Origin of the sequence: Mycobacterium sp. E2733 (assembly GCF_001667585.1) — a bacterium.
Lineage (GTDB): Bacteria > Actinomycetota > Actinomycetes > Mycobacteriales > Mycobacteriaceae > Mycobacterium.
The window spans coordinates 131,285-149,818 of the sequence record NZ_LZJZ01000104.1 but is presented as its reverse complement, the minus strand read 5'-3'; the positions used below and the strand labels follow the sequence as shown (position 1 = coordinate 149,818).

General features: G+C 69.2%; 10 protein-coding genes. 1 reads left to right on the top strand and 9 read right to left on the bottom strand.

Annotated elements, in window-relative coordinates; all coding sequences use genetic code 11:
- Positions 1-78 precede the first annotated feature (78 nt).
- The 4 genes from A5678_RS19750 to A5678_RS19735 all read right to left on the bottom strand — a co-directional run bounded on the left by A5678_RS19750 (position 79) and on the right by A5678_RS19735 (position 10,676).
- Entirely contained in the window at positions 79-4,029 is a 3,951-nt protein-coding gene (locus tag A5678_RS19750; RefSeq protein WP_068045515.1) for a DNA-directed RNA polymerase subunit beta', read from the bottom strand.
- A gap of 41 nt (positions 4,030-4,070) precedes the next feature.
- Entirely contained in the window at positions 4,071-7,592 is a 3,522-nt protein-coding gene (locus A5678_RS19745; RefSeq protein WP_156746998.1) for a DNA-directed RNA polymerase subunit beta, read from the bottom strand.
- Between the two features lie 395 nt (positions 7,593-7,987).
- Positions 7,988-8,998, bottom strand: a complete 1,011-nt coding sequence (locus A5678_RS19740; RefSeq protein WP_007167801.1) for an ABC transporter ATP-binding protein — start codon at positions 8,996-8,998, stop codon at positions 7,988-7,990.
- A 169-nt stretch (positions 8,999-9,167) separates the two neighbouring features.
- Entirely contained in the window at positions 9,168-10,676 is a 1,509-nt protein-coding gene (locus tag A5678_RS19735; RefSeq protein ID WP_068045510.1) for a carotenoid oxygenase family protein, read from the bottom strand.
- 71 nt (positions 10,677-10,747) lie between these two features.
- Between A5678_RS19735 and A5678_RS19730 the strand changes: the two genes are divergently transcribed.
- Positions 10,748-11,437 (top strand): TetR/AcrR family transcriptional regulator, encoded by a 690-nt coding sequence (locus A5678_RS19730; protein WP_068045626.1) that lies wholly within the window; start codon positions 10,748-10,750, stop codon positions 11,435-11,437.
- Between the two features lie 58 nt (positions 11,438-11,495).
- On the opposite strand, the gene rplL is transcribed toward A5678_RS19730, so the two are convergent.
- From rplL to A5678_RS19705, 5 genes are all read right to left on the bottom strand, one after another.
- Entirely contained in the window at positions 11,496-11,888 is a 393-nt protein-coding gene (gene rplL / locus A5678_RS19725) for a 50S ribosomal protein L7/L12 (protein WP_065441030.1), read from the bottom strand.
- A gap of 34 nt (positions 11,889-11,922) precedes the next feature.
- Positions 11,923-12,525, bottom strand: a complete 603-nt coding sequence (gene rplJ, locus A5678_RS19720) for a 50S ribosomal protein L10 (RefSeq protein ID WP_068045505.1) — start codon at positions 12,523-12,525, stop codon at positions 11,923-11,925.
- 273 nt (positions 12,526-12,798) lie between these two features.
- Positions 12,799-13,707, bottom strand: coding sequence for an ROK family protein (locus A5678_RS19715; RefSeq protein WP_068045502.1), 909 nt, complete (start codon positions 13,705-13,707; stop codon positions 12,799-12,801).
- A 5-nt stretch (positions 13,708-13,712) separates the two neighbouring features.
- Positions 13,713-14,324 (bottom strand): malonyl CoA-ACP transacylase, encoded by a 612-nt coding sequence (locus tag A5678_RS19710; RefSeq protein ID WP_068045499.1) that lies wholly within the window; start codon positions 14,322-14,324, stop codon positions 13,713-13,715.
- Positions 14,321-18,502: an NEW3 domain-containing protein gene (locus tag A5678_RS19705; protein ID WP_068045496.1), complete on the bottom strand. Its 4,182-nt coding sequence runs from the start codon at positions 18,500-18,502 to the stop codon at positions 14,321-14,323. Before A5678_RS19705 ends, A5678_RS19710 begins: the two co-directional genes overlap by 4 nt.
- Positions 18,503-18,534 lie beyond the last annotated feature (32 nt).

Below are 18,534 nucleotides of genomic sequence, written 5' to 3'. Positions count from 1 at the left end.
CATTCGATCGTGCGATTCTGCGTCTGCTCGCCGTAGAAAAAAGCCCCCGCACGAAGCGAGGGCTCTTCTCTCGAGTGACTAGCGGTAGTCCGAATATCCGTAGTCGTCCAGCGGCACCGCGGCACCGGTGGCCTGGCCGAAGTCCGGGCTGTAGTACTGATCCTCGTAGGACGGGATCGTGTACGCGGCGGCCCGGGCCTCCTCGGTCGGCTGCACCTGGATGTTGCGGTACCGGTTGATACCGGTGCCGGCCGGGATCAGCTTTCCGATGATCACGTTCTCCTTCAGACCGTTGAGCTTGTCGCTGCGGCAGTTGATCGCCGCATCGGTCAGCACTCGCGTGGTCTCCTGGAACGACGCCGCCGAGAGCCACGAATCGGTGGCCAGCGACGCCTTCGTGATACCCATCAGCACCGGGCGGCCGGCGGCGGGCTCGCCGCCCTCGGCCACCACCCGACGGTTCTCCGCCTCGAACTCCGCGCGGTCGATCAGCGAACCGGGCAGGAACTCCGTTGCGCCCGAGTCGATGATGGTGACGCGGCGCAGCATCTGGCGGACGATCACCTCGATGTGCTTGTCGTGGATCGACACACCCTGGGCGCGGTAGACCTCCTGGACCTCGCGGACCAGGTGGATCTGCACCTCGCGCGGGCCCTGCACGCGCAGCACCTCGTGCGGGTCGGCCGAGCCCTCCATCAGCTGCTGGCCCACCTCGACGTGGTCGCCGTCGGACAGCACCCGCTCGGAACCGTCCTCGTGCTTGAACACACGGAGCCGCTGCCGCTTGGAGAGCTTGTCGTACACGACCTCCTCGCTCCCGTCGTCGGGAATGATGGTGATCTTGTAGAAGCGCTCGCCCTCCTCCAGCTGCACCCGCCCGGTGAGGTCGGCGATCGGGGCCTTGCCGCGCGGGACGCGGGCCTCGAACAGCTCCTGCACCCGGGGCAGACCGCCGGTGATGTCCTCACCGACACCACCCTGGTGGAAGGTACGCATGGTCAGCTGCGTGCCGGGCTCACCGATGGACTGGGCGGCGACGATACCGACGGCCTCGCCGATGTCGACCAGTTTTCCGGTGGCCATCGACCGCCCGTAGCAGGTCGCGCACACGCCGGTGCCGGTGGTGCACGTCAGCACCGAGCGCACCTTGACCTGCGTGATGCCGGCCGCCAGCAGGGCGTCGATCTCCGGGTCACCCAGGTCCTCACCGCGGCGGACGACAACGTTGCCGGCCTCGTCGACCGCGTCGGCGCCCAGAGTCCGTGCGTACGCCGAGGTTTCGATGTACGGGTCGCGGATCAGGGTGCCGTCGGGCTGACGCTCGGCCAGCTCGACGAGGATGCCACGCTCGGTCTCGCAGTCGTGCTCGCGGACGATGACGTCCTGGCTGACGTCCACCAGACGACGGGTCAGGTAACCCGAGTCCGCGGTACGCAACGCGGTGTCCGCCAGGCCCTTTCGAGCACCGTGCGTGTTGATGAAGTACTCCAGCACGGTCAGGCCTTCACGGAACGACGACTTGACCGGACGCGGGATGAACTCACCCTTCGGGTTGGTCACCAGGCCCTTCATGCCGGCCAGCGTTCGGGTCTGGGTGAAGTTACCCGTGGCGCCCGAGTCGACGATCGTGATGATCGGGTTGTCGGCGGGGTAGTGCTCGCGAAGCGCCTGACCGACCTCGTCGGTGGCTTCCTTCCAGATCTCCACCAGTGCCTCGTTGCGCTCGTCGTGGTTCAAAGCGCCGCGCTGGAACTGCTTTTCGACCTTTTCGGCCCGCTCCTCGTACTGGTCGAGGATCTCCTTCTTGCGGGGCGGAACCAGCACGTCGGCCATCGACACGGTGACACCGCTGCGGGTCGCCCAGTAGAAGCCGGCGTCCTTGAGCTTGTCGACGGTCTGCGCGACCACGATCATCGGGTAGCGCTCGGCCAGGTCGTTGATGATTGCGGCCTGCACCTTCTTGTGCATCTGCTTGTTCACGAACGGGTACCCCACGGGCAGCAGCTCGTTGAACAGCACCCGGCCCAGCGTGGTCTCGGCCATCCAGGCGTCGCCCGGCTGCCAGCCGTTGGCACCGAACAGCTCGGCCTCGATCTCGGCGGGCGGACGCAGCTGCGTCAGTCGCACCTTGATCTTCGCCCGCACCGAGAGCACGCCGCGGTCGGCGGCCATGATCGCCTCGGCCGGCGAGGAGTACACGCCGACCTCCGGCTGATCCTTGGCGGCCGCCCGGAATTCGCCCAAGGCGGCGTCGACCTCGGTGGTGAGGAAGTACAGCCCCGTCACCATGTCCAGCCGCGGCATGGCCAGCGGACGCCCGGACGCCGGCGACAGGATGTTGTTACTCGACAGCATCAGGATGCGCGCCTCGGCCTGCGCCTCGGCGGAGAGCGGCAGGTGCACCGCCATCTGGTCGCCGTCGAAGTCGGCGTTGAACGCCTCACACACCAACGGGTGCAGCTGAATTGCCTTGCCTTCCACCAGCATCGGCTCGAAGGCCTGGATGCCCAGCCGGTGCAGGGTGGGTGCGCGGTTCAGCAGCACCGGGTGCTCGGCGATGACCTCTTCGAGGACGTCCCACACCTGGGGACGCTGCCGCTCCACCATTCGCTTGGCGCTCTTGATGTTCTGCGCGTGGTTGAGGTCGACGAGCCGCTTCATCACGAACGGCTTGAACAGCTCCAGCGCCATCAGCTTGGGCAGGCCGCACTGGTGCAGCTTGAGCTGCGGGCCGACCACGATGACCGAACGGCCCGAGTAGTCGACACGCTTACCGAGCAGGTTCTGGCGGAACCGGCCCTGCTTACCCTTCAGCAGATCGCTCAGCGACTTCAGCGGGCGGTTGCCCGGCCCGGTGACCGGGCGGCCGCGGCGGCCGTTGTCGAACAGCGCGTCGACGGACTCCTGCAGCATCCGCTTCTCGTTGTTGACGATGATCTCGGGCGCACCGAGGTCGATCAGCCTCTTGAGGCGGTTGTTGCGGTTGATCACGCGGCGGTACAGGTCATTCAGGTCGGACGTGGCGAACCGGCCACCGTCGAGCTGCACCATCGGACGCAGCTCCGGCGGGATGACCGGCACCGCGTCGAGCACCATGCCCATCGGCGAATTGCCCGACTGCTGGAATGCCGCGACCACCTTCAAACGCTTGAGCGCACGAAGCTTCTTCTGCCCCTTGCCGTTTCGGATGACGTCGCGCAGAATCTCGGCCTCGGCGTCGATGTCGAAGTTCTCGATGAGCTTCTGGATCGACTCCGCGCCCATGGCGCCGGTGAAGTATTCACCGTAGCGGTCAACGAGCTCGCGGTAGAGGTTCTCGTCGACGATCAGCTGCTTGGGGGCCAGCTTGGTGAAGGTGCTCCAGATGTCCTCCAGCCGGTCCAGCTCGCGCTGGGCCCGGTCACGGAGCTGGCGCATCTCCCGCTCGCCGCCGTCGCGCACCTTGCGGCGGGCGTCGGCCTTGGCGCCCTCGGCCTCCAGCTCGGCCAGGTCGGCCTCGAGCTTCTGCGCGCGGGCCTCCAGGTCGGCGTCGCGCTGGTCCTCAACGGCCTTGCGCTCCACCATCATTTCGGCCTCGAGCGTGGACAGCTCGTTGTGCCGCATCTCGTCGTCGACCGACGTGATCACGTAGGCCGCGAAGTAGATGATCTTCTCGAGGTCCTTGGGGGCCAGGTCGAGCAGGTAACCGAGCCGGCTCGGCACACCCTTGAAGTACCAGATGTGCGTGACCGGCGCGGCCAGCTCGATGTGGCCCATCCGCTCGCGGCGCACCTTGGCGCGGGTCACCTCGACGCCGCAGCGCTCACAGATGATGCCCTTGAAGCGGACGCGCTTGTACTTGCCGCAGTAGCACTCCCAGTCGCGAGTCGGTCCGAAGATCTTCTCGCAGAACAGGCCGTCCTTCTCCGGCTTCAGCGTGCGGTAGTTGATCGTCTCCGGCTTCTTGACCTCGCCGTAAGACCATTGCCTGATGTCCTCCGCGGTGGCCAGGCCGATACGGAGTTCATCGAAGAAGTTGACGTCGAGCACGTAACTCCCTTTCCCCTTGCGGGTTTAGTAACTAAAAGTGATTAAGCCAGGTCCTCAACGGACGCGGATTCGTTGCGGGACAGGTTGATTCCCAAGTTGGCCGCAGCCCGCTCGAGGTCCTCGTCCTCGCCTTCGCGCAATTCGATCGCCGCGCCGTCCGACGAGAGCACCTCGACGTTCAGACACAGCGACTGCAGCTCCTTGAGCAACACCTTGAACGACTCCGGGATGCCCGGCTCGGGGATGTTCTCGCCCTTGACGATCGCCTCGTACACCTTGACGCGGCCGACCGTGTCGTCGGACTTGATGGTCAACAGCTCCTGCAGCGTGTACGCGGCGCCGTAGGCCTGCATGGCCCAGCACTCCATCTCACCGAACCGCTGGCCACCGAACTGCGCCTTACCACCCAGCGGCTGCTGGGTGATCATCGAGTACGGACCGGTGGAGCGGGCGTGGATCTTGTCGTCCACCAGGTGGTGCAGCTTCATGATGTACATGAAGCCGACCGTCACCGGGTACGGGAACGGCTCACCGCTGCGGCCGTCGAAGAGCACCGCCTTGCCGTCGCCGTTCACCATCACCTCGTTGTCCCGGTTGGGCAGCGTGCAGGACAGCAGCCCCTGCAGCTCCGCCTCCCGGGCGCCGTCGAACACCGGCGTCGAGACGATGGCGTTGGGCTCCGCGCTCTGCAGCTCCTTGGGCAGGCTGGCGGCCCAGTCGGGCGAACCCTCGATGTTCCAGCCAGACTTGGCCACCCACCCGAGGTGGGTCTCCAAGATCTGGCCGATGTTCATCCGTCGCGGCACACCGTGGGTGTTCAGGATGATGTCCACCGGCGTGCCGTCCGGCAGGAACGGCATGTCCTCGACGGGCAGGATCTTGCCGATCACGCCCTTGTTGCCGTGCCGGCCGGCGAGCTTGTCGCCGTCGGAGATCTTCCGCTTCTGGGCCACGTAGACGCGCACCAGCTCGTTGACACCGGCGGGCAGCTCGTCGTCGTCCTCGCGGGAGAACACGCGGATGCCGATGACCTTGCCGGACTCGCCGTGCGGCACCTTCAGCGAGGTGTCGCGGACCTCGCGGGCCTTCTCGCCGAAGATCGCCCGCAGCAGCCGCTCCTCCGGGGTCAGCTCGGTCTCCCCTTTCGGGGTGACCTTGCCGACCAGGATGTCGCCATCGCGAACCTCGGCGCCGATGCGGACGATGCCGCGCTCGTCGAGGTCGGCCAGCACCTCGTCGGAGACGTTCGGGATGTCCCGGGTGATCTCCTCGGCGCCCAGCTTGGTGTCGCGGGCGTCGATCTCGTGCTCCTCGATGTGGATCGAGGTGAGCACGTCCTCTTCGACCAGGCGGTTGGAGAGGATGATCGCGTCCTCGTAGTTGTGGCCCTCCCACGGCATGATCGCCACGAGCAGGTTCTTGCCCAGCGCCATCTCGCCGTTCTCGGTGCACGGACCGTCGGCGATGACCTGGCCGGCCTCGACCCGGTCCCCGGCGTCCACGATCGGCGACTGGTTGGCGCACGTGCCGTGGTTGGAGCGCTCGAACTTGCGCATCCGGTACGTGTGCCGGCTGCCGTCGTCGGCCATCACGGTGATGTAGTCGGCGGAGACCTCCTCGATCACCCCGGCCTTGTCCGCGACGACGACGTCGCCGGCGTCGATCGCGGCGCGCAGCTCCATGCCGGTGCCCACCAGCGGCGCCTCGCTGCGCACCAGCGGAACCGCCTGGCGCTGCATGTTGGCGCCCATCAGGGCACGGTTGGCGTCGTCGTGCTCGAGGAACGGAATCATGGCCGTGGCCACCGACACCATCTGGCGCGGCGAGACGTCCATGTAGTCCACCTCGGACGACGGCACGTACTCGACCTCGCCCGCCTTGCGGCGAACCAGGACGCGCGACTCTTCGAACCGGCCGCTGTCGTCGATCGGCGAGTTGGCCTGCGCCACGACGTGGCGGTCCTCCTCGTCGGCGGTCAGGTAGTGGATCTCGTCGGTGACCACACCGTCGACCACCTTGCGGTACGGCGTCTCGATGAAGCCGAACGGGTTGACCCGCGCGTACACCGACAGCGAGCCGATCAGACCGATGTTGGGACCCTCCGGGGTCTCGATCGGACACATGCGGCCGTAGTGCGAGGGGTGCACGTCGCGGACCTCCAGGCCGGCCCGCTCACGGGACAGACCGCCGGGGCCCAGCGCCGACAACCGGCGCTTGTGGGTCAGACCCGACAGCGGGTTGTTCTGGTCCATGAACTGGGAGAGCTGGCTGGTGCCGAAGAACTCCTTGATGGCGGCGACCACCGGCCGGATGTTGATCAGCGTCTGCGGCGTGATCGCCTCGACGTCCTGCGTGGTCATCCGCTCGCGGACCACCCGCTCCATCCGGGACATGCCGACCCGGATCTGGTTCTGGATCAACTCGCCCACCGTACGCAGCCGGCGATTGCCGAAGTGGTCGATGTCGTCGGTTTCCACCGGCACCTCGATGCCGCCCGGGACAGTCATAACAGCGGGCTGGCCATCCGTACGGGCGTGGTGCAGGCGCACCAGGTACTCGATGGTGGCGACGACGTCTTCCTCGGTCAGCGTCGACGACGTGATCGGCTCGCCCGCGTGCAGGCCCAGCTTCTTGTTGACCTTGTAGCGGCCGACACGGGCCAGGTCGTAGCGCTTCTCCTTGAAGAACAGGTTCTCCAGCAGCGTCTGCGCGGACTCCTTGGTCGGCGGCTCGCCCGGACGCAGCTTGCGGTAGATGTCCAGCAGCGCCTCGTCGGTGCCGGCGGTGTTGTCCTTCTCCAGCGTGCCCATCATGATCTCGGAGAAGCCGAACCGCTCGTGGATCTGCTCGTTGGTCCAGCCGAGCGCCTTGAGCAGCACGGTGACGGGCTGGCGGCGCTTGCGGTCGATGCGCACGCCGACGGTGTCGCGCTTGTCGACGTCGAACTCCAGCCACGCGCCGCGGCTGGGGATCACCTTGACGCTGTGCAGCAGCTTCTCGGTGGACTTGTCGATGCTCTCGTCGAAGTACACGCCGGGCGAGCGCACCAGCTGGCTGACGACCACGCGCTCGGTGCCGTTGATGATGAAGGTGCCCTTCTCGGTCATCATCGGGAAGTCACCCATGAACACCGTCTGGCTCTTGATCTCGCCGGTGTTGTTGTTGATGAACTCGGCCGTGACGAACAGCGGGGCCGCGTACGTCATGTCCTTGTCTTTGCACTCGTCGACCGGCGCCTTGACCTCGTCGAAGCGGGGGTCGGAGAACGACAGCGACATCGAGCCGGAGAAGTCCTCGATCGGGGAGAGCTCGTCGAGCACCTCCTCGAGACCTCCCACCGGCTTGACGTCGCCGCGGGCGGCCGCGGCCTCGCGCCAACGGGGCGAGCCGATCAACCACTCGAAGGAGTCGATTTGTACGTCGAGCAGGCCGGGAACCTCGAGCGGTTCGCGGAGCTTGGCGAAGGAAACTCGGTTGGGCGCTCCGGGCACGGAGCCGTTTAGGGAACTTCCTTCAGAGGAACTATGTGGGCGATCCGTTTTGCTCTGGCGGGAATCAGCCAAGATGCATCCTTCCAGCACCTCGTGCGACTCACGAGAACCGGGACCGCCGGTCTGTTCGCCGCGAATTGTGTCGGTTTGGCCGGCGAACGATCTGTCCGAATCTCACGCGCACAACTAAAGAACTAAGCCGCTAGAGGGGGCTCAGGCTTAAGACCACATTGTCAAGTGGCGGGTGAGGTGGGCAGGAGGTAGCCAGCGCAACGTCCAACAATAGCGCAGGGCGGCGCATTCCTCAACTGTCCAGCACAAGCAATCCAGGGACATCGGCGCTGGCTGGCATCTCGACTTTCCACTGGACACATGCTGTCCAACAGACTGGCCGGTTTACGGCCTGTCGTCAAGAGGGCGGGCCGCCGAGTTACGCAGAGTTATCGCGAAAACTCGGACCGGGCGTCCTAGTCGCCGACCTCGTGCGCCCGGTACTTGTGGGTGCCCTCCATGTCGTCGATGATCGCGGCCTGCGCCTTCTGCGGCAGGGTGTGCAGGATCTCGCGCACCCGAGCCTGGCGGCGGGCGACGGCCTTGCGCTCCGGCATCCCGGGCGACGCGACGATCTGCGGGGGCACCCCCTCGATCTCCTCGACACCGCCGGCGTGCTGACCGGCCTCGAGGGCGGCCTGCTCCTCCGCCATCGTCGACTCGTCCTTTTCCTCGGACATGCCGATCGGCCCGATGCGGCGGCCGTTGAGGAACTGCCGCACCACCGGCTCGTCACTGGTCAGCAGCACCTCGCGCGGGCCGAACATGACCAGCTTGCGCCGGAACAGCATGCCCATGTTGTCCGGCACGGTGCGGGCGATGTTGATGTTGTGCGTGACGATCAGGACGGTCGCGTCGATTTGGGCGTTGATGTCGAGGATCAGCTGGCTCAGGTAGGCGGTGCGAACCGGGTCCAGACCCGAGTCGGGCTCGTCGCACAGGATGATCTGCGGGTCCATCACCAGGGCGCGGGCCAGGCTGGCGCGCTTGCGCATACCGCCGGAGATCTCGCCGGGGAACTTCTTCTCGTCGCCGCCGAGACCCACCATGGTCAGCTTCTCCATGACGATGTCACGGATCTCGCCTTCCTTCTTCTTGGTGTGCTCGCGCAGCGGGAACGCGGCGTTGTCGAACAAGTTCATCGAACCGAACAGCGCGCCGTCCTGGAACATGACGCCGAACAGCGTGCGGATCTCGTAGAGCTCCTTAGCCGAGCACTGCAGGATGTCGGTGCCGTCGATGACGACCGAGCCGCGCTCCGGCCGGAGCAGACCGATGAGGGACTTCAAAAACACCGATTTGCCGGTACCCGACGGGCCCAGCAGGACGCTAACCTCCCCGGCGGGGATCTCCAGCGTCACATCTTCCCAAATCCTCGACGACCCGAAGGACTTCGTGAGGCCGTTGACCTCAATAGCGACACCCATGGGAGATCCTTCCGTCTACGCTCATGCCCGCCACCTGCCCTTTTATGTGGTATGAGTCACTGTAGCGCACGCTTGCTGCACGGCATCAGGGTTGCGGGGCACAGCCGACAAAAATTGGCTGACCTGAGATCCCGCCGCGCTCGGCGACGGGCGTCCTATTCAACTCACGTTAGCCAGTCGGGGCCCAGTTGCCGTGGAAGCCCATCGGCACCCGCTGCGGCAGGTGCACGGTGGCCACAGGCTCGAGCGTCGGGGCGTCCAGCAAGACCAACTGGCCTTCGTCGCGGCCGCGGTGATAGCCGTAGCCCAGCAGAATGCCGTCGTCCTCGGCTCGTTCTGTTGTGGAGGCCCCGGGGTTGGGCACAAAGGACATCTCGCCGAGCAAAAGGTCGGGATCGAGCGGCGCGACCGCGCAGCCCCCGGTCGCGTAGTCGTGCTTGTACAGCGCGGGCGCGGCACCCTGGAAGGACGCACCGACGGTGTAGCCGAAGCGGTGTTCCCGGCCCAGCAGCGTCTCGTTGATCCGCGGGAATTCCTGCGGCCGGTCGTCGCGGCATTCGGTGCTCACCGCGCCGGTCGCGAGGTTGATGGTCCAGCGCTCGAGGGTCGGCGGGGCCTCGCCGGGCCCGCGCCGGTCGCGGTCGAACATCCGCGCGTACCGCACCACGTCGAGCACCAAAACCTCGGCGTCGCCCCGCATCTCGGAGTAGGCGTTGAGTGGGTGGTAGACGTAGCAGGGTTCGATGTCGAACCAGCGGATGGCATCCTTGCCCGCGTTGCTCCCGTGGCCCTCGCGGGGCATGACCCCGATGCGTGCCGGGTAGTCGGGGGCCCAGGCGTACGGCATCCGGTCGGAGTGCTTCGGGTTCCGGTTCATCATCGCGTTGATCGGGCTCGGCACCCGCACGCGCCCGATCAACGACTGCAGCGCCAGCCGGGCCGGCAGGCCGAGCCAGCGGGGAATGGTCACCGGCAGCACCTGCATCGGGTCGAACGTCACCGGCAGGTCGTAGATGACGACGTACTTGTCGGTCAGCGAGAAGTCGTGCATCATCGGCGACCCCGACACCTGAATGTCCACCGTGCGGCGCGCGCGCCCCTGGGTGTCGATCACCGAGTACTGCACGGTCCGCCCGCGGGCGAACGAGTAAGAGACGGCGTGCAATTCGCCGGTGCGCGGATCGCGGTGCGGGTGGGCGGTGTAGCCGCCGGCCAGGGTGCCCTCGAAGTCGCATGTCCCGATGGTGTCCAGCTGGTCGGTCAGCTCGTAGTTGGCCACTCCGCCCTCGACCAGCGCCAGGGTGCGGCCGGCGTGGGCCAGGACGTTGGTGTTGGCGCCCAGCGAGAGCATGCCCGCCCGCGGGTCCAGCCGGCCCGGCGTCGGCTCGCCCAGGGCGGCGCATACCGACAGGCTGCGCACCCAGCGGTTGCGGTACCACTGGGCTTTCCCGTCGCGCAGCGCGACGCCGTGCACCATCCCGTCACCGCTGAACCAGTGATAGGTGGCCGGGTCGACCTCCTCGGCCGGGTTGGGCCCGTTGCGCAGATAGCGTCCATCGAGGTGCTCGGGGATGCGACCGGTGACCGGCAGGTCGGTCGCGGTGACTTCCGCGCGCACGGGCGCCAGCAGGCCGTCCAGATAGGGATTCCGGGTTTCTGCGATTTGCACGGACGTCATCGCTGAACTCCTATAACATTGATATGACGTTGTTATAGGCACCGTACGCCGCGGATGGGAAGATGACAACGATGACTTCGGAAGTGACTTCGGGCACCGCGCCGGGCAGGCAAAGCAGTGTCCGGAACGAGTTGCTGTGCGCCGCGGTCGACCTGTTGAACGAGCATGGCCCCGACGCGCTGCAGACCCGCAAGGTCGCAGGCGCGGCGGGCACGTCGACGATGGCGTTGTACACCCATTTCGGCGGGATGCGCGGCCTGATCGCCGAGGTGGCCGCGGAGGGGCTGCGGCAGTTCGACGCCGCGCTGACCGTGCCCCAAACGGCCGACCCGGTGGCCGACCTGTTCGCGACCGGCACCGCCTACCGGCGTTATGCCATCAAGCATCGGCACATGTATCGGCTGATGTTCGGCAGCACCAGCGCGCACGGCATCAACGCGCCGGCGGACAACGTCCTGACGCTGTCGGTCGCCGACATCGAGCGCGATTACCCGAGCTTCGCGCACGTGGTGCGCGGGGTGCATCGGTGCATGCTGGCGGGCCGGATCAGCGCGGGCTCGCCGGACGACGACGCGGCCGTGGTGGCCACGGCGGCCCAGTTCTGGGCGCTGATCCATGGGTTCGTGATGCTGGAACTCGCCGGCTACTACGGGCACGACGGCGCCGCAGTGCTGCCGCTGCTCGCGTCGATGACCTCGAATCTGCTTGTGGCGCTGGGTGATTCACCCGAAAGAGTGGCGCAATCCCTGCGGGCGGGCTGAATACACCAAAACCCCCGGGGGCGGCGCAGGGCGGCCCCGGGGGCTTTGCGAGGTGGAGCTACTTGACGGTGACGGTGGCGCCGGCGGCCTCGAGCTTGGCCTTGGCCTCGTCGGCGGCCTCCTTGGCGACCTTCTCCAGCAGCGGCTTGGGCGCGCCGTCGACCAGGTCCTTGGCCTCCTTGAGGCCCAGGCCGGAGACGATCTCGCGGACCACCTTGATGACGCCGATCTTCTTGTCGCCGGCGGCCTCGAGGATGACGTCGAACTCGGACTGCTCCTCGGCGGCCTCGGCGGGGGCGCCACCGCCGGCCGGGCCGGCCGCGGCGACGGCGACCGGAGCGGCCGCGGTGACCTCGAAGGTCTCCTCGAACTTCTTGACGAAGTCGGAGAGCTCCAGCAGGGTCATTTCCTTGAAGGCGTCGAGCAGGTCGTCGGTAGACATTTTCGCCATGGTGTGTGGGTCCTTTCCTAATTTTTGGTTGGGGTTATTCGGCTTCGGCCGGGGTTTCCGGAGCCTCAGTGGGTGCTTCCGAAGCTGGTTCTGGGGCCGGTGCCGCCGGCGCCGCCGGGGCCTCTGTGGCCTTCTTCTCCTGCAGTGCGGCCGCGAGGCGAGCGACCTGCGAGGCGGGGGCGTTGAACAGGCCGGCGGCCTTGGCGAGGTTGCCCTTCATCGCGCCGGCCAGCTTGGCCAGCAGCACCTCGCGCGACTCCAGGTCGGCGATGCGCTCGACCTCGGCGACGGTCAGCGCGCGGCCGTCCATGTAGCCGCCCTTGATGACCAGCGCCTTGTTCTCCTTGGCGAAGGTCTTGATGGCCTTGGCGGCGTCGACCGGTTCCCCGGTGACGAACGCGATGGCGGTGGGTCCGGCGAACAGCTCGTCGAGACCTTCGACGCCGGCCTCGGACGCCGCCCGCTTGATCAGCGTGTTCTTGGCCACCGAGTAGGTGGCCGATCCGCTCAGCGACCGGCGCAGGTCGGCCAGGTTGGCCACGGTCAAACCGCGGTACTCGGTGATCAGGGTCGCGGTCGCCTCCCTGAACTGCTCGGCGATGTCGGCAACGGCGGTGGCTTTGTCAGCCCTGGCCATGCGTACCTCCTGAAGTGAAAGCGATGCGACGTGTCGTCTGTGATTCACCGTGGAACGACGAACGCCCCGGCGCAGGAAGCGGCCGGGGCGTGAAAGAGCCGGCGCATGCCGGCGTTGCCTCGTCCTCCTGCGTGGGCCGCCGGGATGCTCCCGGACCTTCAACCGATTTCTCGGTGACCGACGGTCTTCGGTGGATCGGCCATCAGGATAGCCTGACCGCCCCCGTCAGCCAAAACGGCGGCCGTCAGCTGGCCGCTCAGGTTGCCCGAATGGTCAGCCGAGGTCCGCCAGTCTGGCCGCGCCGACCAGTCCGGCCTCGCCGCCGAGTTCGGCGGGCACCACCCGCAGACCGGCCAGGAAGTCCAGCCTGGCGTACTCGGCCAGCTTCGCGCGCAAGGGGTCGAAAAGCAGGCGGCCGGAATTGGCGACACCTCCCCCGATGACGATGAGGTCCAGGTCGCAGACCGCGCCGACCGAGGCGATCATCGCCGCGAGCGCGGTGCCCCCCCGGCGGAATGCCCGATCCGCGACGGGATCACCGGCCGCCGCCGCGGCGGCGAGATCCCGGGCGCCCGCGCCGGGCGGCGCGGTCCAACCGTTGGCCCGCGCCCAGCGCACCATCGACGGTCCGGACGCGATGGTCTCGACGCAGCCGCGGCCGCCGCACACGCAGGGCGGCCCGTTATCCTCCACCACCACATGGCCGACGTGACCGGCATTGCCGGTGCGGCCGGTGTAGGGGATGCCGCCGAGCACCAGTCCGCCGCCCACGCCGGTGGACACCACCATGCCCAGCAGGAAGGCCGCGCCACGCCCCGCGCCGCGCCAGTGCTCACCCAGCGCCATGCACAAGCCGTCGCCACCCAGCCGCACCGGCACGCCCGGCAGGGCGGCCGCCACCCTGTCGCGCAGCGGGAAGGCCTGCCAACCTTTGATGTTGATGGGGCTGACCGTCCCGCCGTGCAGGTCGATCGGGCCCGCCGAACCGATGCCCACCGCGGCGACCGCACCGTCGGCCGCGCGCACTGCGTCGGCGATCGTCGCCTCGACCGCGGCCCAAACCTCCTCGGCCCCGCCGCCGCTCGGCGTGGGCCGGATGACGGTGTGCACCAGCGCGCCGTCGGGATCGGCGAGGCCGGCGGCGATCTTGGTGCCGCCGATGTCGAGGCAGAGGGTGAGCATCGCGATCAGTGCCGGTGGACGTTGTCGGGTTGGCGGGGGTCGCCGGGATGCTCGTAGCCGGGGGCGAGCCGCACCAGCTCGGCCCGCCGCGCGTCCAGCCACACCCGGAAGGCGCGCCGCCGCGCGGCGCCCCGCAGATGGTCGGCGATCGCCGATCGCACGTCGTCCAGCGGCGGCCCGACCGGCGACGGGATCCGCCAGCCCCGTTGCTCGCGGCGCGGCGCGGCGAATCGGAGCGGGTTGCGGGCGTGGTAGGCGGCCACCTCCTCGTCGGTGACGCGCACCGCGGCGGTGACGTAGGCGAACACCGCCCGCGCCCGCGCGTCGGCCAGCGCGGCCGCGGCGACGCTGCCGAGCTCCAGCCGGGCCGTCGCGTCGGGCAGCAGCTCGGCCTCGCTCGGCGCACCCGACCCGCTCAGGCCGCGCGCGTCGGCCTCGGCCGCCACGACCCGCCCGGTCACGATCAGCTGGGTCAGCCAGCGCCGCAGTTGACGTCCCTCCCCGGTGCCGCCGGCCGGCAGCGCGGCCGCGGCCGGCCCGCCGCGCAACCGTGCTTCGGCCGCGTCCACCTCGTCGGCCAGGACCGGGAGGCCGGCGACCGTCGCCACCACGCTCATGTCACGGTCACCTTCACCGCCGGGGTGTACACCAGCCGGCCGGCGCAGCCGATCCGGACCAGGGCCCACCACTGGCCCGGGACCAGCCCGGCCGGCGGGCTCACGTCGAAGTGGACGTCGACGGTGCCGCGGGCGGGCAGCACGGCCCCCACCGCGGCTGGGCCCAGCCACTCCCACGTGCCCCACGGGCTGATCAGGTGCGCCTCGAGCGCCAGGTCCGCGCCGGCGTGGGTGCCGACCCTGACGGTCAGCGTCGCCGTGGCCCCGGCGGTCAACTCGACGTCGGCCGGGCCGTCGACGAGGTAGACCGGCTCGGCCTCCGCGGACGCGCCGACCTCGACGAGACAGACATCCTCGACCGCTTGTCGCCAGGCAGGCGGGACCTCTTCGCCGCTGATGCGGAGCTGGGCCCGGACCGGGTACAGCCCCGGCTCGGCGCGGGCGGGCACCGACACCGCCACGTCGGCCTCGCGGTATTCGCCACTGGGCAGCGTCAGGGGGAGCTCGTCGGGCTTGGCCGACCAGCCCTCCGGACACACCAGGGTGACCGTCCCGGTGAGGGCGGCGTCGCTGCAGTCGCTGGCCGCGGTGAGGCGCAGCATCAGCTCGCCGCCCGGCTCGGCGGCCAGCCGCGCGGGATGCAGATGAGCGACGGCCGGCAGCCCGCCGAGCGGGGCGGGGCCGCGGTTGTGCAGCCAGTAGCGCGCGTACAACGGCTGGGCGGTTTCGGCGTGCGGGGCGAGCGCGCGGGGCGCCGTCCCCGCGCGGGGCGCGCGGAATCGGGCCAGCACGGTCGCCACCTGGTAGCCGTGCAGGTCGAGCGGGTGGCGGCCGGCGCGCGGAGTTTCGAGTAGGTCGGCGTCGCGGAAGTCGCCGACCTCGCCGATGTCCGAGCCGATCAACACGCTGGTGTGCGCCCCCGTCGTCTCCACCAACCGCAGGGCCACCTCCCTCGGGTCGACCGGCCGGCCGCTACCCCCGGTGAGCGGGTTGCCGGCCGCCTTGAGGGCCGCCAGCTGCACCCGGCCGGCGGGCTCGACGCTCAACAGCGATCCCGCCGCGGGCAGCGCGTCGCCCGTTCGGCCGGACGCGCGCGCCAGCAGCGGGTGGGAGAACTGCGCGCTGACGGCGGGAATCTCGGCGCGCCGCCAGTCGCCCGCACCGCAGACCAGCGCGTAGTCGAAATCGTGCGTCCAGTGCTGCAATTGGAAGTTCGAGCCGTCCGGGGCGGTGCGGCGCGGGTCGTCGATCCAGATGCCCGACGGCCAACCGGTGCAGGACCGCATCAACGCGGTGTGCAGGGTGCCCTCGGCGTCGACGGCGAAACTGGGCACCCCCCGGTTGAGCAGGGCGACGGTGCGGTCCTCGAATGCGCCGGTTCCCGCCGGCGCGCGCTGCGTGACGACGACTTCGGCGTCGCCGAGGTCGTCGGCCAGCGACGCGATCGCCGCGGCCAGGCCCTCCGCGTCTCGGCCGGCGATCACCAGCACCGGCAACGCGGCCGGCGCACGCAGGTCCGCGCTCGGCACCCACACCGTGGCCAACGGTGTCGCCGCCGGCACCCAGACCCTGGCGCGGCCCGTCGACGCCAGCTGACGGTCGAGTTCTGCCGCGTACACCGGGTCGGCGTGCGCCAGCAGCGCCTTGGTGAACGCGTTGCGTGCCGGTCCGCCCAGCGCGATGCGCACGTCGGGCAGGTTCGAATCGACGTCGAGGTGGCCGTAGCGCGGCTTGCCGGCGCCGCTGCAGGTCGCCGTCACCCCGGCGCGGACCAGCGCGACCATCAGCTCGCGCGCCAGCGGACCCGACACCGCCTCGTCCGGCGACACCACCTCAGCCACCGAGATCGCCCGCACCGATTGGCTGTCGGGCGAGCCCACCCGGACCCGCGCCGCCGACGACAGGCCGAACCAGCCGTAGGCCGGGTTGTCCAGCGTCCACGGGTGCAGCGCGGTGTCCACCGATTCCGTCCCCTCACCGGGCGGGTGGAGCAAGGCGAAACCACGTCCGACGACGGCATCACCGACCTCGCTGACCGGCATGGCGCCCGGCACCGGGCACGGCCAGCGCAGCCGCACCAGGCGGTCGGCCCCGGTGAAGTCGTCGATGGTGGTGCGGCAGTCCAGCCGCGGAACGCCGCGCCACAGCGTCAGGGTCTGGGTGTAGCGCGCCACGGTGCCGATCCGCCCGGTGACGACGATCCGCTGCCCCAGCGGTCCATGGTAGGCGCGCACCCGGGCCGGCGAATCCGACGAGCACACCACCGGGCCCTTGGGCAGCAAGTGCCACGGGCCCTCGGCCTGCGTCGGATGCGCCGCGTACTCCTCGTAGACCGCGAGCTCGTTACCCACCCGGCCGAGGGCGATCAGCTCGCGACCATCCTGGGCCAGGGACACGACTCCCCCGCCGCGCGCCGGGTCGACCTCCAGGCGGTAGTGCTCGTTCGCGACCGCCGAGCCGGGCACCGGTTCCCAGCCGCTCGGGCCGTCATGGGGCACGAGCCGGTAGGCCCGCCACCCCAACGACGGCACCTGGCGCGCCAGCCAGGTGACCGACCGGCCGCCGTGTTCGACGTGGGCGGGCAACTCGGCACCGTCCGGGTCGACCACCCGGACCCCGCCCGCCAGCGGCGGGTCGATGCGCGCGGTGACGATGTCGGTGCGCTGCTGCGCCAGCGGGTTCCACACGACGACGTCGGCGCCGACGGCCGCGGACAGCACCTCCAGGGAGGCGTCGCGGGCGGCTCGGCCCAGCTCCCACGCGTCGCGCCAGCCGGTCAGCAGGTCGAGGTAGACCTGGTCGGATTCCGAGCCGGTGATGCCGTCGTGGTGCGCCCCGTACGCGAGCTGCACCCACGCCTTGGCCAGCGCCGCCTGCGGGTACTCGGCGCCGGTCATCAGCCCGGCGAAGACGGCGAACCGCTCGGCCTGAAGGACGGCGTTCTCCGCGGCCCGGTTGGCCTGCTTGGTGTCGATATACGACACGTCCTTGCCGGTGTAGATCGGGTTCATGTCCCGGGTCTGCGGTGACGGCACGCCGCCGCGCCCGGCCAGTTCGGCGCGCACGGCCGCGAAGAACTCCCGCGGCAGCGCGCACACGAAGCGCGGCCAGGCGTACCGCGCGGCCCAGTCGCGGTGGATGGCGGTGACCCACTTGTTCGGCGGCGTGTAGTCGGTGCCGACGGGCAGCAGCACGTTCCGCGTCAGCGCGACCTTCTTGAGCTGATCGAACAGCGCCAAGGTGGCGTCCTCGGCCTCGGCCAGCGAGGTCGACGAGTCCATCCACCAGCCCGCCGAATAATGCGCGGGCATGTAATGGGTGAGCAGCCCGCGCCCCGACGGCGAGATCCACTCGAACTCGCTGCTGAACTGCATCCGCTCGACGTCCCCGCCGCCCAACGCCGGCCCCCACTGATGGTGCGGGCCCCGGGCCCACGAGCTCGACGTCAGCCCGGCGTCGGCGGCCATCCCGGGGAATTGGGGGTCGTGGCCGAACACGTCCAGCTGCCAGGCGGTGGCCGGGTCGGCGCCCAGTACCTCACGCTGGAAGCCCATGCCGTGCACCAGGTTTCGAATGGTTGTTTCCGGGCCGGTGAGGTTGGTGTTGGGTTCGTTGTAGGTGCCGCCCATCACCTCGACGCGGCCCTGGGCGATGAACCGGCGCAGGTCGGCGCGGTCCTCGGGGCGGGTGTCCCAGTACGGCTTGAGGTAATCCACTTCGGCCAGCACGAACTTGTACTCGGGTTCGCGGCGGGCCATTTCCAGGTGCGCGTGCACGAGCGCGAAGCCGTTCGTCTGCCGGGCGCGTCCCGGCGGGTCCTCGCTCCACTCGCTGGTGTAGGCGCCCTGGGTGTTCCACCAGACCGGGTCGTAGTGGAAGTGGCTGACCATGAACATGGTCCAGCCGGGCTCCGCCACGGCGAACTCGAACGGCTCCCGGGCGTTGCCGGCCAGCGCCCGCGCCGCCCGCCGCTGCCCGACGACCGGGCCGTCCACCCTGACGGGGACCTCGACGACCTCGTCGCCGGCCCCGGCCACCGCCTCCCCGCTCAAACCGTCCCCGTCGACGCGGACCGGCGTCGGGGAGGTCACCGCGGAAACGGTGACGCGGGCCAGCTGCAACGGTGTGTCCGGCGGCCCGACGAACAGCTCGGTCGAGTGGGCCGAAACCAGCTGCATCCCCGCACTTTACGGCGGAGGAGACCTAATAT

Excerpts from the sequence above, each read along its gene's own strand:
- A5678_RS19740 (WP_007167801.1), bottom strand. The coding sequence starts at position 8,998 with ATGGGTGTCGCTATTGAGGTCAACGGCCTCACGAAGTCCTTCGGGTCG.
- A5678_RS19735 (WP_068045510.1), bottom strand. The coding sequence starts at position 10,676 with ATGACGTCCGTGCAAATCGCAGAAACCCGGAATCCCTATCTGGACGGC.
- A5678_RS19730 (WP_068045626.1), top strand. The coding sequence starts at position 10,748 with ATGACTTCGGAAGTGACTTCGGGCACCGCGCCGGGCAGGCAAAGCAGT.
- rplL (WP_065441030.1), bottom strand. The coding sequence starts at position 11,888 with ATGGCGAAAATGTCTACCGACGACCTGCTCGACGCCTTCAAGGAAATG.
- rplJ (WP_068045505.1), bottom strand. The coding sequence starts at position 12,525 with ATGGCCAGGGCTGACAAAGCCACCGCCGTTGCCGACATCGCCGAGCAG.
- A5678_RS19715 (WP_068045502.1), bottom strand. The coding sequence starts at position 13,707 with ATGCTCACCCTCTGCCTCGACATCGGCGGCACCAAGATCGCCGCCGGC.
- A5678_RS19710 (WP_068045499.1), bottom strand. The coding sequence starts at position 14,324 with ATGAGCGTGGTGGCGACGGTCGCCGGCCTCCCGGTCCTGGCCGACGAG.
- A5678_RS19705 (WP_068045496.1), bottom strand. The coding sequence starts at position 18,502 with ATGCAGCTGGTTTCGGCCCACTCGACCGAGCTGTTCGTCGGGCCGCCG.